The sequence below is a fragment of the uncultured Maribacter sp. genome (genome assembly GCF_947496775.1).
Lineage (GTDB): Bacteria > Bacteroidota > Bacteroidia > Flavobacteriales > Flavobacteriaceae > Maribacter_B.
Map to the genome: position 1 here is coordinate 317,951 of NZ_CANMDU010000002.1, position 13,725 is coordinate 331,675.

Annotated in this window: 15 protein-coding genes; 6 read left to right on the forward strand and 9 right to left on the reverse strand. The window is 33.7% G+C overall.

Annotation, left to right across the window (positions count from 1 at the left end; genetic code table 11):
• Window positions 1-49: 49 nt before the first annotated feature.
• Both Q0856_RS05995 and tpx read right to left on the reverse strand, forming a co-directional pair.
• Window positions 50-415, reverse strand: coding sequence for a diacylglycerol kinase family protein (locus tag Q0856_RS05995; RefSeq protein ID WP_298476054.1), 366 nt, complete (start codon window positions 413-415; stop codon window positions 50-52).
• The gene (gene tpx, locus Q0856_RS06000; protein ID WP_298476051.1) at window positions 408-914 is read right to left on the reverse strand and encodes a thiol peroxidase; all 507 of its coding nucleotides are present in this window, start codon (window positions 912-914) and stop codon (window positions 408-410) included. The genes Q0856_RS05995 and tpx overlap by 8 nt, the downstream gene beginning before the upstream one ends.
• Before the next feature lie 239 nt (window positions 915-1,153).
• On the opposite strand from tpx, the gene katG reads away from it, so the two are divergent.
• Together katG and Q0856_RS06010 are read left to right on the forward strand one after the other, a co-directional pair.
• Window positions 1,154-3,346: a catalase/peroxidase HPI gene (gene katG, locus Q0856_RS06005; protein ID WP_298503437.1), complete on the forward strand. Its 2,193-nt coding sequence runs from the start codon at window positions 1,154-1,156 to the stop codon at window positions 3,344-3,346.
• Window positions 3,347-3,419: 73 nt separating this feature from the next.
• Window positions 3,420-3,893: an ankyrin repeat domain-containing protein gene (locus tag Q0856_RS06010; RefSeq protein ID WP_298476045.1), complete on the forward strand. Its 474-nt coding sequence runs from the start codon at window positions 3,420-3,422 to the stop codon at window positions 3,891-3,893.
• 77 nt (window positions 3,894-3,970) lie between these two features.
• Here Q0856_RS06010 and Q0856_RS06015 read toward each other — a convergent pair whose 3' ends face one another.
• The 5 genes from Q0856_RS06015 to Q0856_RS06035 all read right to left on the reverse strand — a co-directional run bounded on the left by Q0856_RS06015 (window position 3,971) and on the right by Q0856_RS06035 (window position 8,145).
• Window positions 3,971-4,228 carry a hypothetical protein gene (locus Q0856_RS06015; protein ID WP_298476042.1) on the reverse strand — a complete coding sequence of 86 codons (258 nt, stop codon included), beginning with the start codon at window positions 4,226-4,228 and terminating at the stop codon, window positions 3,971-3,973.
• The gene (locus tag Q0856_RS06020; RefSeq protein WP_298503439.1) at window positions 4,209-4,523 is read right to left on the reverse strand and encodes a thioredoxin family protein; all 315 of its coding nucleotides are present in this window, start codon (window positions 4,521-4,523) and stop codon (window positions 4,209-4,211) included. Before Q0856_RS06020 ends, Q0856_RS06015 begins: the two co-directional genes overlap by 20 nt.
• Before the next feature lie 7 nt (window positions 4,524-4,530).
• The gene (locus Q0856_RS06025; protein ID WP_298476037.1) at window positions 4,531-5,175 is read right to left on the reverse strand and encodes a peroxiredoxin; all 645 of its coding nucleotides are present in this window, start codon (window positions 5,173-5,175) and stop codon (window positions 4,531-4,533) included.
• 206 nt (window positions 5,176-5,381) lie between these two features.
• Window positions 5,382-6,851 carry a Na+/H+ antiporter NhaC gene (gene nhaC / locus Q0856_RS06030; RefSeq protein ID WP_298503441.1) on the reverse strand — a complete coding sequence of 490 codons (1,470 nt, stop codon included), beginning with the start codon at window positions 6,849-6,851 and terminating at the stop codon, window positions 5,382-5,384.
• A gap of 73 nt (window positions 6,852-6,924) precedes the next feature.
• Window positions 6,925-8,145, reverse strand: coding sequence for an aminotransferase class I/II-fold pyridoxal phosphate-dependent enzyme (locus Q0856_RS06035; RefSeq protein WP_298476028.1), 1,221 nt, complete (start codon window positions 8,143-8,145; stop codon window positions 6,925-6,927).
• Between the two features lie 153 nt (window positions 8,146-8,298).
• Here Q0856_RS06035 and Q0856_RS06040 point away from each other — a divergent pair, with 153 nt between their 5' ends.
• On the forward strand, window positions 8,299-8,760 hold the full coding sequence (locus tag Q0856_RS06040) for an Lrp/AsnC family transcriptional regulator (protein ID WP_298476025.1): 462 nt from the start codon (window positions 8,299-8,301) through the stop codon (window positions 8,758-8,760).
• Window positions 8,761-8,811: 51 nt separating this feature from the next.
• Window positions 8,812-10,218 (forward strand): dihydrolipoyl dehydrogenase, encoded by a 1,407-nt coding sequence (lpdA, locus tag Q0856_RS06045; protein ID WP_298503443.1) that lies wholly within the window; start codon window positions 8,812-8,814, stop codon window positions 10,216-10,218.
• 53 nt (window positions 10,219-10,271) lie between these two features.
• On the opposite strand, the gene Q0856_RS06050 is transcribed toward lpdA, so the two are convergent.
• On the reverse strand, window positions 10,272-10,502 hold the full coding sequence (locus Q0856_RS06050) for a CDGSH iron-sulfur domain-containing protein (protein WP_298476019.1): 231 nt from the start codon (window positions 10,500-10,502) through the stop codon (window positions 10,272-10,274).
• A gap of 363 nt (window positions 10,503-10,865) precedes the next feature.
• Between Q0856_RS06050 and mgrA the strand changes: the two genes are divergently transcribed.
• On the forward strand, window positions 10,866-11,876 hold the full coding sequence (mgrA, locus tag Q0856_RS06055) for an L-glyceraldehyde 3-phosphate reductase (RefSeq protein ID WP_298503445.1): 1,011 nt from the start codon (window positions 10,866-10,868) through the stop codon (window positions 11,874-11,876).
• On the opposite strand, the gene Q0856_RS06060 is transcribed toward mgrA, so the two are convergent.
• Window positions 11,873-13,057: a heparan-alpha-glucosaminide N-acetyltransferase domain-containing protein gene (locus Q0856_RS06060; protein ID WP_298503446.1), complete on the reverse strand. Its 1,185-nt coding sequence runs from the start codon at window positions 13,055-13,057 to the stop codon at window positions 11,873-11,875. The genes mgrA and Q0856_RS06060 overlap by 4 nt on opposite strands.
• 129 nt (window positions 13,058-13,186) lie before the next feature.
• Here Q0856_RS06060 and Q0856_RS06065 point away from each other — a divergent pair, with 129 nt between their 5' ends.
• Window positions 13,187-13,723 carry an NAD(P)H-dependent oxidoreductase gene (locus Q0856_RS06065; RefSeq protein WP_298476009.1) on the forward strand — a complete coding sequence of 179 codons (537 nt, stop codon included), beginning with the start codon at window positions 13,187-13,189 and terminating at the stop codon, window positions 13,721-13,723.
• The last annotated feature ends 2 nt before the right edge of the window (window positions 13,724-13,725 follow it).

The following is a 13,725-nucleotide window of genomic DNA, read 5'->3' on the forward strand; positions in this document are numbered from 1 at the left end:
CTGAGGGCTAAATTACAAATTTACCCTAGAAGGTGTTTTAATTTATTTTTTAAAATATTTTAGGTAGATATATTATTAGCCCAATAATAGTTGCCGCAATAGAAACAATCATTACTGCTCCAGCGGCAATATCTTTAATGAACCCTATTCTTTCATCAAAGTTTGGTTGAACAAAATCTGCTATTTTTTCAACAGCAGTATTCATACCTTCAATTCCCATAACCAATGCTATTGCAAAGATTTGAAGAATCCATTCTAAATTAGAAATCTCATAGTAAAACCCAGCAATTGTCATTACAATAGCTATAAAACATTGAATTTTAATACTAGCTTCTGTTTTAATTAAAAGAAAGGCGCCTTTAAGAGCAAAACCAACACTTTTTATTCTATTTACAAGAAAGGATTCTTTAGCCATTTATCAGAGCTTCTAGTGCTGCTTTATAATTAGGCTCATCTACAGTTTCTGATACTTGTTCGTTGTAAAGAACTTTTCCGTTAGTATCTAAAACTACAACAGCTCGTGAATGAAGTGGTTGTAAAGGACCGTTAGAAAAATCTACTTCATACGCTTTTCCAAAATTACCGTCTTTAAAATCAGACAGCATTTCTACATTTTCTATTCCTTCAGCGCCACAAAATCTTGCTTGTGCAAAAGGTAAGTCTTTAGAAATACATAAAACAACCGTATTTTCTAATTCTGCCGCTTCTTGGTTAAACTGGCGAACAGATTGAGCGCAAGTTCCTGTATCTACACTTGGAAATATATTTAAAACTACTTTTTTACCACTGTAATCGGATAAAGTTGCAGCAGATAAATCGTTTTTTATTAAAGTGAAATTTGGAGCTTGAGTACCAGAGGCTGGTAAGTTTCCTATAGTTGATAATGCGTTTCCTTTTAATGTTACTGATGCCATGGTTAAGATGTTTATTATTATAAGTTGTGAAATTAAAAAATATAAAGAGGATATGTAACTATTTTATAAATAAATAACGGATGACTTATTTTCTCTTCTTTAAAGAATAGTTAATGGTTATTGATTTCTTGTCTGATATAAGAAAAAATGATATAAAGATAAGGGGATTCAATTTTAGACTTAATATAGAGTGATATTTTTAAGTAATTTTATACAAACCTAAAAAAAATATATAAATCATGGATGGTAATAAAGGTGGCGATATTAATAAGTGTCCTTTTCTGGGAGGAGAAGTAAAGCAAACATCAGGAGGAGGGACTTCCAATAGAGATTGGTGGCCTAATGAGTTAAAATTGAACATTTTAAGGCAACATAGCGAAAAATCAAATCCTATGGATAAAGATTTTATCTATGCAGATGCTTTTAATAGTATAGATTTTAAAACATTAAAGAAAGAAGTAATAGCTTTAATGACTGATTCTCAAGATTGGTGGCCTGCGGATTATGGGCATTACGGCCCTTTTATGATTCGTATGGCTTGGCATAGTGCAGGAACTTATAGAGTTGGAGACGGTAGAGGAGGAGCTTCTACTGGTAATCAGCGCTTTGCACCTTTAAATAGTTGGCCCGACAATGGTAATTTAGATAAGGCTCGATTACTTTTATGGCCAATAAAAAAGAAATATGGCAATAAATTATCTTGGGCAGATTTACTCATCTTAGCGGGTAATGCAGCTTTAGAGTCTATGGGTTTTAAAACTTTTGGATATGCAGGAGGAAGAGAAGACGTTTGGGAACCAGAACAAGATGTTTACTGGGGTTCAGAGACAGAGTGGATGGGAAATGAAGATCGTTTTTCAGAGGAAACATTAGAAGGGCAATTAGGAGCATCTCATATGGGGTTAATTTATGTAAACCCTGAAGGTCCAAATGGTGTTTCTAATCCATTGGAAACGGCGCAACTTATGAAAGAAACCTTTGGGCGTATGGCCATGAATGATGAGGAAACTGTTGCACTTACTGCGGGAGGACATACTTTTGGTAAAGCTCATGGAGCTGCAAATCCGGATGAATATGTTGGTAGAGAACCTGCTGGGGCTTCAATAGAAGAGATGAGTACAGGGTGGAAAAATAGTTTTGGTACTGGAGTTTTAGATGATACTATTACTAGTGGTATTGAAGGTGCCTGGACACCAAACCCAACACAATGGGATCACGATTTTTTTGATGTTTTATTGAATTATGATTGGGAGTTAACAAAAAGCCCAGCGGGTGCTAGTCAATGGACACCAACGGAAGCATCTAAAGCTAGGATGGCTCCGAAAGCTGGTGACGCATCTAAAAAGCAAGCATTAATGATGACAGATGCGGACATGGCATTAAAAAAAGATCCAGATTATTTAAAAATATCCAAACATTTTCAGGAAAACCCAGAAGCTTTTGAAGATGCTTTTGCCCGTGCTTGGTTTAAATTAACACACCGAGATATGGGGCCTAGTTCTTTATATTTAGGACCAGAAGTGCCAAAAGAAGACTTAATTTGGCAAGATCCTATTCCAAAAGTAGATTATAAACTTACTACAGAAGAAATTAAAAATCTTAAAAAATCTATTTTAGAATCTGAATTGACTATTCCTCAATTAGTTAGTACAGCTTGGGCTTCTGCTTCAACATACAGAAATTCAGATAAAAGAGGTGGTGCTAATGGTGCTCATATTCGCTTGGAACCGCAAAGAAATTGGGAAGTAAACAACCCTAAAGAATTACATAAAGTATTATCCGTATTAGAGAAAATACAAGACAGTTTTGCTGGAACTATTTCCATTGCAGATTTAATAGTCTTAGGAGGAACAGTTGCTATAGAGCAAGCTATAAAAAAGACAGGTTTATCTGTGGATGTTCCTTTTGTAGGTGGTAGAGGAGATGCTACGCAAGAACAAACAGATATAGAATCTATGGGGTATTTAGAGCCTGTTGCTGACGGATTTAGAAATTACCTAAAAACGGATGTAACTCTATCTGGTGAGGAAATGTTGATTGACAAAGCTAATCTGTTAACTTTAACTATTCCCGAAATGTCTGTTTTAGTAGCAGGTTTGCGAGGGTTAGGAATAAATTATATGGCAAGTAAACATGGTGTTTTTACGGATAAGGAAGGGGAGTTAAGTAATGATTTCTTTGTTCATATTTTAGATTTTGCATACACATGGAAAGCTGCATCTACCGATGATAGTATTTTCGAAGGAAGAGATAGAAAAACAGGAGAAGTTAAATTTACAGGAACTCGTGCCGACCTTATTTTTGGTTCTAATACGGAGTTAAGAGCAGTAGCCGAATTTTATGCTGCTGATGATGCTAGGGAGAAATTTGTAAAAGACTTTGTGGCAGCATGGACTAAAGTAATGCATTTAGATAGGTTCGATTTGGTGTAATACTTTAGTAAAGATTTTATAGTTAATATAAGGAGGCAAGAACACCTTGCCTCTTTTTTAGTTTTATAATAATATGAAAGAAAATATTACCTCTTTTTTTGAAGCTATACGTTCCAATAATATAAAGGAAGTAGAGAATAGTATTAAAGCGCAACCCGAACTTGTATCTAGTAGAGATGAAAGAGGCTCAACTCCATTAGTTTTGGCTACATATTATGGCAATATAGAGGTTGTTGAACTTTTGTTGAAAAATAATGCGGACGTAAATGAAAAGGATAGCTCAGGAAATACACCTTTAATGGGGGTTTGTTTTAAAGGGTTTTACCACATCGCTGTATATTTAATAAAAAAAGGGGCAGATGTAAATGTGGTAAATAGTTCCGGGGCAACACCATTAATATATGCTAGTACATTTAATAAAGAGTCCATTGTAAAAATATTATTAGCGCAAAACGCAGATAAGAATATAAAAGATCAGCGAGGAAATACTGCCTTAAATCATGCTAAAATGCAAGGTTTTGATCATTTGGTAGCATTACTTTCTTAATAGTCATAAATAAAAAAAGTTGTAATTCTATATGTAGAATTACAACTTTTTTAATACTTCTAGTTTCTAAGAAAATGTTACTTATCAATAGAGCCAAGAACTCTTTGCATAAACTGGTTTAGCGCTTCTTTTTCAGGAATTCCTTTTTTAATAGATTTCTGAACTTCAATTGCACCGTACATATTAGAAATTAACTCTCCAATAACATCCATTTCATCATCCTTTATTGAGGATAATTCTGTTAGAGCTTCTAGAGTTTCTATAGTCTCCAATACATAATCTTCATCGTTCTCTTTAATAAAACCCGTTAAGTGTTTAATTACTGGTAATTTCATTTACAAGTTCTTTTAAAACATCATATTTATTAGTCTGCACTTGATTTTTTAAAGTTCCATTTTCAAAAGCAGCAAACGTAGGTAAATTATCTACATTAGCTAACTTTCTGGATTCCGGAAATTTTTCTGCATCCGCAAGAATAAATGTAACATCTTCATTGGAAGAAGATTCCTTTTTGAATTTTGGCTTCATTATTCTACAGTTACCGCACCATGTTGCAGAATACTGAACAACTACTTTGTTATTCTCTGCAATAATTTCAGCTAAATTATCCTTTTCTAATTCTAGTAACATAAGGCTGTTAGTTTACGTGAGCCGCTAAATATTCTGCAGTACCTTTAGAATTTGCTTGCATAGCATCTTTACCTTCTTCCCAGTTTGCAGGACAAACTTCACCTTTTTCTTGTACGTGCGTATAAGCATCTACTAAACGTAAAAATTCATTTACATTCCTTCCAACTGGCATGTGGTTTACTCCTTCATGAAAAACAGTACCTTCTTCATCAATTAAGTAGGTAGCTCTATAGGTAACATTGTCTCCCTCTACAGTAACAATACCTGTTTCTTCGTTGTACTCTTCGTTGGTAACATCTAAAATTCCTAATGTAGCAGCTAAGTTTCTATTGCTATCTGCTAATAAAGGATACGTAACACCTTCTATTCCGCCGTTGTCTTTTGCAGTGTTTAACCATGCAAAGTGAACCTCAGCAGTATCGCAAGAAGCGCCAATAACAAGAGTGTTTCTTTTTTCGAACTCGCCTAAAGCAGCTTGGAAAGCATGTAATTCTGTAGGACACACAAAAGTAAAGTCTTTTGGGTACCAGAATAATAAAACTTTCTTCTTATTTTTTTGAGCTTCTTCTAATACATTTAATTTAAATGTATCGCCCATTTCATTCATTGCGTTTACTTCTAAATTGGGGAATTTTTTTCCTACTATAGCCATTTTTTAATTTTTTATGCTGTTAAATTTCAGCTGCAAATTTAGAATTAAGCTCGGTAAAAAATGACATAAACTATTTAAAAATCTAATTGAATTATAGTAATTGCCAATGCAGTTTATAACTCCTTCATTTACAATGTGTAAAGAAGTGTGTTTTTTTAATAAGTATAGAAAATAATGCGAAAAATGCTTTTTTAAATAAGAAATTTTTAAGATTTATTGCTAGTTAATCTTCTGATTTTAATGTTTAACGCAGCAAATAAAAGTGTGGTAAAAGGGCTTAACCAATTAAAAATGGCGTATATAAAATACTCTGCAACACCAACTCCTAAAACACTAGACTGGTATGCTCCACAGGTATTCCAGGGTATTAAAACAGATGTCACCGTTCCCGAGTCCTCTAGGGTTCTACTTAAATTTTCCGGAGCAAGGCCTTTATCTTGGTACGCTTTTTTAAACATTTTACCAGGAATAACTAGAGCTAAGTATTGGTCACTAGCTATAGCGTTTAATCCTAAACAACTTAATACAGTACTAGCAAAAAGACCTAGAACACTGCTAGCAATAGATAATAAACCTTTAGTTATTTTAGCTAATGCGCCAATACCATCCATGATTCCTCCAAATACCATTGCACAACAAATAAGATAAATTGTCCAAAGCATCCCTTTCATTCCACCAGAGCTAAATAACTCGTTCAACTTTTCATTATCTGTTACAATGGCGGTATCCGCGAAAATAGAATTAAAAACTGCCGTTAAATTAGAATCAGAAAGGCTACTTAAAATATCTGTTTGAAAGAATATAGCAAAACCTCCAGCAAGTGCAATACCAGTTCCTAAGGCTATTAATGGTTTTGTTTTTAGTAGGATTAGTGCAATTACACAAATGGGAACTATAAAAAGATAGGGGGTTATATTAAACGTATTATCGATTGTATTTAAGAGTCCGCTCACATCTGCGCTTCCAGTAGTATTAATGTTTAGATTTAAAATTATAAAAACTATAAGCGTTACTATAACAGTAGGAATCGTAGTATATCCCATGTATTTTATGTGTGTAAATAGATCTGTTCCGGCCATTGCAGGGGCAAGGTTTGTTGTGTCACTTAATGGAGACATTTTATCGCCAAAATACGCACCAGAAATTACAGCCCCGGCAATCATACCTGTTGGTATACCTAACGCGGTTCCTATTCCTACTAAAGCAATACCAACAGTAGCAGAAGTAGTCCAAGAGCTTCCTGTAGCAATAGATATTATTGCAGATATTAATACCGAAGCGGGTAAAAACACTTCAGGACTTAATACTTTTAATCCGTAATATACCATTGCAGGAATAATGCCGCTTACTAACCAAGAGCCAGAAAGGGCTCCGACTAAAAACAAAATCATAATAGGAACAAAGACACTTTTAAGATTTTCATATATTTCTTGTCCCATGGTTTTTAGACTTACTTTGTTGAAAAAACCGACAATAGCAGCAAAAAAACCTCCAAAAAGTAAAATAAATTGATTGGAGTATTCACCAAGCCATTCCCCGTCAGCATAAAAAATGTTGTAGGCAAGCATAGTCATTAAAAGAACGACAGGAATTAGTGCCTCCCATATATTAAGTTCTTTGTTTTCTACAATATTTTCGTTCTCTGGTCCTTCAGGGTTTAGTGTATTATTCTGCATTTAAAATTTCTTGGTTTCCTCGTAATATTACAACTTTGAAAACAGTTCTGCAAACTACTATTTAATTATACATTTAAGCGTTCGTGGTTTCTTTTTTCAATATTTTAAGTTTGATCATACAGGATTTCATCATTTTATAGGTTCTTTCAATGTCATTATCTAATCCTATTGAAAAACGGATTAACCCATCTCCTAAGCCCATTTGTTTTTGTTCTTCCATAGGTATTTCAGACGATGTAGAAGTACCTGGAGCGCTAAATAGTGTTTTATAAAAACCTAAACTTACTGCTAAATAGCCTAGTTTTTCATTTTGCATCATTTCCATTAGTGCATTGGCACTTTCTAAGGAGCCAACATCTAAAGTTAAAAGTCCACCAAAACCAAATTGTGTGTTCATTTGCTTTTTCAGCACTTTATGTCCAGAATGCGATTCTAATCCAGGATATACAACTCTTAATCCGTCCTCTTCAAATTTATTAGCAAGGAACATAGCATTATCACTGTGTTTCTGAATACGTAAATGAAGGGTTCTCATGTTTTTTAGAATGGATGCGGCTCTTAAACTATCTAAAGTACTACCAAGTAACATTCCGGCACCAGAGTTTACATCTTTAAGAGCTAAACAAAACTCTTTTGTTCCACAAACTACTCCCGCAACACAGTCGCTTGTGCCATTAATGAATTTAGTTAAACTATGGATAACAATATCTGCCCCTAATTTTGCAGGTGCTATTGTTAATGGAGAAAAAGTATTGTCGACCACTAGAGGAATACCATATTTTTTTGCAACTTTCGATAATGCCTCAATGTCTGCCACTTCTAATAAAGGATTACTAACACTTTCGCAGTATATCATTTTTGTTTTAGGAGTAATAGCGTTCTCAACGGCTTTTATATCTGTAATATCCAGAAAAGTAGTTCCGATTCTAAATTTTCTTAAGAAGTTTTTCATAAAAGCATAGGTGCCACCATAAATAGTTCTGCTGCTTACAATATGGTCATCAGTATCACATAATTGTAAAATTACGGCTGTTATAGCACCCATACCACTGGCTGTTACATTAGCTGTCTCTGTCCCTTCAATAGCAGCAAGAGCCTCTCCTAAATATAGGTTAGATGGGGAAGAATGCCTACTATATAAATAACAGCCTTCTGTATTACCTTCAAAAGTATCGAACATGGTTTTTGCAGAAATAAAGGTATAGGTAGATGAATCGGATATAGAGGGGTTAACCCCTCCGTATTCTCCAAAATATTGTAAGTCTTGTAAATTATTAGAAGCGTTATCTGACATAATTGTATTTCTTTTATGCTATAAAAATAGAATTATGATGTATTTTTATCAACCAAATAGTAGTTATTTAGAAAATAAAATTGTAAATATCGAGTTTTGTAGTGTAATAATAAGTTAATATGTTATGTTTATTGTTTAATTAGAAAATATCACATGTTTAAGTTCGACGAAATTGACCAAGAGCTATTAAGAATGCTGCAAGCAGATAGTAAAAAGACAAATAAAGAATATGCAAATAAGCTAGGTCTTTCTACTACTGCCGTATACGAACGTATTAAGCGGTTAGAAAAATCTCATGTTATAAACAAGTATGTTGCTCTGGTCGATAAGAAAAAAGTAAATAAGGCGTTTGTTGTTTTATGTCATGTAAAATTAGTACAGCATATAAAGGATAATGTGCTGCAATTTGAGCGTGAAATTTTAAAATTAGAAGAAATCGCCGAATGTTATCATGTTAGTGGAGATTACGACTATATTTTAAAGATTCATGTAGAAGATATGGAAGCATATAGAGCATTTATGGTATCTAAACTAACAGTCATAGCTAATATTGGTAGTACACAAAGCACATTTATTATAAATGAAGTTAAGCATACAACAGCAATAGATATTTAAAAATCAGAAAATAACACTAATTTTGTTTATCAAATAAAACAATACAATTTTATGAGTTCATATGATGTAGCCGTTATCGGTTCAGGCCCTGGAGGATATGTAGCAGCAATTCGTTGTGCACAATTAGGAATGAAAACAGCAATTATAGAAAAATATGCCACGCTTGGTGGTACTTGTCTTAATGTGGGTTGTATTCCGTCTAAAGCTTTATTAGATTCTTCTCACCATTACGAAGATGCCATAAAACATTTTGATACTCATGGAATAGAAATCCCTGGAGAGGTTAAGGTGAATTTAGAAAAAATGATAGCTCGTAAGCAAGCAGTTGTGGACCAAACGATTGGAGGTATTGATTTTTTAATGAAAAAGAATGAGATTGATGTTTTTCAGGGTATTGGTAGTTTTAAAGATGCAACCAATATTAATATAACAAAAGAAGATGGTAAGGTAGAGACTATCCAGGCTAAAAATACAATTATAGCAACGGGTTCTAAGCCTTCTAGTTTACCTTTTATTAAAATAGATAAAGAGCGTGTTATTACTTCTACCGAAGCTTTAAAATTAAAAGAAGTGCCAAAGCACATGATCGTAATCGGTGGAGGTGTAATTGGTCTAGAATTGGGGCAAGTATATAAGCGTTTAGGCGCTGAAGTTACTGTTGTGGAGTATTTAGACCGCATAATTCCTGGAATGGATAGGGCATGTTCTAAAGAATTGACAAAAGTTCTTAAAAAACAAAAAATAAAATTTGCATTATCGCACAAAGTAAAGTCCGTAGAACGTAATGGTAATGAAGTAGTGGTTAAGGCAGATAACAAAAAAGGAGAAGAAGTTACTTTTACTGGCGATTATTGTTTGGTTGCTGTTGGTCGCCATGCATATACGGATGGCTTAAATTTAGAAGCTGCAGGCGTTAAACAAGAAGAAAGAGGTAGAGTAGCGGTTAATGAGCATTTACAAACCAATGTCCCTAACATATACGCTATTGGTGATGTTATTAAAGGAGCTATGCTTGCTCATAAAGCGGAAGAAGAAGGAACTTTAGTGGCAGAAGTTTTAGCCGGACAAAAACCACATATAGATTACAACCTTATTCCAGGTGTAGTGTATACTTGGCCAGAAGTTGCTGCTGTAGGTAAAACGGAGGAGCAGTTGAAGGAAGCAGGTGTTGATTATAAAGTTGGTCAATTCCCTATGCGCGCCTTAGGTAGAGCAAGAGCAAGTATGGACATTGACGGATTTGTTAAAATTATAGCAGACAAAAAGACTGATGAGGTTTTAGGAGTACATATGGTAGGAGCACGTGTGGCAGATTTAATATCTGAAGCCGTTGTAGCCATGGAATTCCGTGCATCTGCAGAGGATATAGCTCGTATGAGTCATGCGCACCCAACATACGCAGAAGCGGTAAAAGAAGCAGCGTTAGGAGCTACAGAAGACCGTTCGATACATATGTAAAAAAACAGCGTTTATAAAAAATCCCGTCTATTTTTAGACGGGATTTTTTTGTTTTAGTTTTTATGCGAACCATCGCAGAATGGTGGATTGCTTGTTAGTTTACAAGTACATATACCAGCTGTTTTGTCTTCTTCTACCTGGAAAACCAAAGAGCCTGGTTTTTCGTGTTGTTTATGGGAACCATCACAAAAAACATTGGTTTCGGAATGTCCGCAAGTACACCATGCGTATCTCTTATCTTTTTCTAATGCTAATTTAACGGGGGCAAATTTTTTATCACTCATGTAGTTGCTTTTATTTATAGTTGAAAGGGTTAAAAATAAAAGAATCTGGCATATACACTCCCTTTAGGCTTTAATTTGAAATCAATCCAAATAAAAATATCAAAGGAAACTACTCCAGGATAGGGATTGAAGTATTTAAAACTCCATTATCGAATAATTAATTAATGCTTTTAAGGCGAATACGTTTGTTCTTAAATCTGGACTCGTAAATATTATTTTTCTATGTAACTTTAGGTTTTTAAAAATAGTAAATTACCTCGGGGTAAGCCTGCGAGGAATTTATAGGAAACTAATTTTGATTTCGAGGCAAGCTTAGCAGCTTTTGTATCTCGAATATCGAGTAAAATAAGGAAAGGTATTTTTATGAAGATAAATGATAAATCTGGTGTTATTAATTATGTGGCTGATTCTGAACGGTATAATACCATGACGTATAATCGCTGTGGAAAGAGTGGTGTTTTGTTGCCAGCAATTTCTTTGGGCTTATGGCATAACTTTGGTTTTGTCGATAATCAAAATAATGCAAGAGAAATTTTAAGAACCGCTTTCGATTTAGGAATTACGCATTTTGATTTAGCAAATAATTATGGCCCACCATATGGTTCTGCTGAGGAGAATTTTGGTATGCTGTATAAAAAAGATTTTAAACCCTATAGAGATGAATTATTTATAGCATCTAAGGCAGGTTATGATATGTGGCCAGGACCTTATGGTAATTTAGGTTCTAGAAAGTATATAATGGCAAGTATAGATCAGAGTCTCAAAAGAATGGGCTTAGATTATGTAGATATTTTTTACCACCATAGACCAGACCCCGACACACCTTTAGAAGAAACTATGGTTGCGCTAGCGGATATAGTTCGTCAAGGCAAAGCGCTTTATGTAGGGATATCTAACTACCAGCCCAAAGAAACGGCGGAAGCGGCAGCCCTTTTAAAAGAATTGCGTGTTCCTTTTGTATTACACCAAGCAAGATATTCTATTTTTGATAGATGGGTAGAAGACGGACTTTTAAATACATTAGAAAATAATGGAGTAGGATGTATTGCTTTTTCTCCTCTTGCCCAAGGTATGCTTACTAATAAATATGTTAATGGTATTCCAGAAGATTCTAGAGCAGCAAAGAATTTAACCTATTTAGATAGGGAACAAGTAGAGAATAATTTACATAAGATTAAAAACTTAGCAGCTGTTGCGGAAAAGCGAGGACAGAAACTATCGCAAATGGCTATTGCATGGCTTTTGAATAGACCAGCTATTACATCTGTATTGGTTGGTGCTAGTTCTGCAAAACAATTAATAGAAAATGTAAAGGCTTTAGATAATTTAGTGTTTTCTGAAGAGGAAAAGAAAATAATAAATGCCAACTCTTAGTTCTTTACCGCACCTAAAAATTTAAGTATTTTGTTACTAAAAGATTTAATGACTTTCAATAGTAGTAATAATCCGGGTTCTATAGCTCGGATTTTTTCTGCAATAACTTCTGTGATTTTCCTTATAATAACTTGTTTGTGTTTCTCATAGAACAAGGCGAGAGTAGAGCAAACAACCATAAATACTGCCGCTCCCACTATAACTAGAGTAGGAGACAAGGAATGATTTAAAAATCGATATAATCCTACTCCAGTGAAGCTACCATATAAAATTATAAAGTGAATAATATAAATAGACAAAGTGCTTTGTCCTAGTTTTATAATAGTCTTATTGGTTAACAATTGACGAATAGTCATAAAAACAGCGAAAACAACCAATACGTCTCCAAAACGTATAAAGAGGTAGTTGTTATAGTATATAGAAGCAAAGAGAGAAATATTTGAGGTTTTAGACAAGCTCATAAATAGATCAGAAGAAAAGAAAATTAACACCAATCCAATAGCAAGACTCCCTATTATACTTACGGGATAAAAAAAGTCCTTTTCTTTATACTTTTTAAACAAAAAGGAAATTGTTCCACCAAGAGCGGTATAACCAAACCAAGGTATTATAGTAAAAACAGAGCCGCTAGATTTTGCAAAATAATTGGCCATTGCTTGCGGTAGAAAACTAAAAGAAGATTTTTCGTATAAGGGCTCAAAAATAAAAAGAGTAACTCCTATTAAACCTAAAACTGTTGGAAATACATAGTTTTTTTGTTTACAGGTAAGTATGTATATGGTAATAATCCCAAGGAGAGAAACACCAATACAATGTAGTACATCTACCAAATAAAAAGCATCGTATATTTCGCCATGCAAAAGACCTAATAAATTTATTCGTAACAAATAACCAATACCAATTAATTGTAATCCACGAGTAATACCTTTTTTAACTCTAGGATTATTTAACCCTTTAATTGGATTTTTTATTAAAAGAAAAGTAAAAATAAACCCTGAAACTGTAAAAAATACAGGAGCAGTTATTCCTCTAAAGTATTTCCAAACACTATAAAATAGATTAGTGTCATCTCTAAAAATTGGGTCTAACAAACCATCAATAAAATGTCCTTGAAGCATCATAAGGATAGCCCAAGCTCTTATTGCATCAATAAAATAAAGACGTTTTTTATCTATATTCATCACCTCTTTTTAAGATATTGTATTGAATAACAATTATTTAGGTTTTTTATTGTCGCAAAATTATGTAAAAAAGTCGCAAATAAGGCGTAATTGCTTTATTTTCGTTAAATAATCATTTTAGATAAAAATATGGCATCTATATTGGCTTTTGCAGGTAGTAATTCATCTACATCCATAAATTATAAATTAATAAAGTATACTGCTGCTTTGGCTAAAGAACATACAGTTCAAACCTTAAACCTTGCAAATTATCCTTTTCCAATGTATAGTGAGGATTATGAAAAAGAAAAAGGTTTTTCTAATTCCCTTGTAGAATTTAAAGAAGATATACAAAAAGCGGATGGTATTATTATCTCTGTAAATGAGCATAACGGAGGTTTATCGGCCTATTTTAAAAATGTATTAGATTGGCTTTCTCGTTTAGAAAGGAACTGTTTTGAAGGTAAAAAAGTAATACTAATGGCTACTTCTCCAGGAAAAAGAGGAGGCGTCGGAGCACTTGCTATGATAGAAGGGATGCTCCCAAGAATGGGTGCAGAAATAGTTACTACTTTTTCCTTGCCAGAATTCCATTTAAATTATAAGGAAGAGGAAGGAATTGTAAATGAAGAATTAGCTAAAAAGCACCAAAAGGTTTTAAATTTACTTATTGATAAAATAGCTTAAAA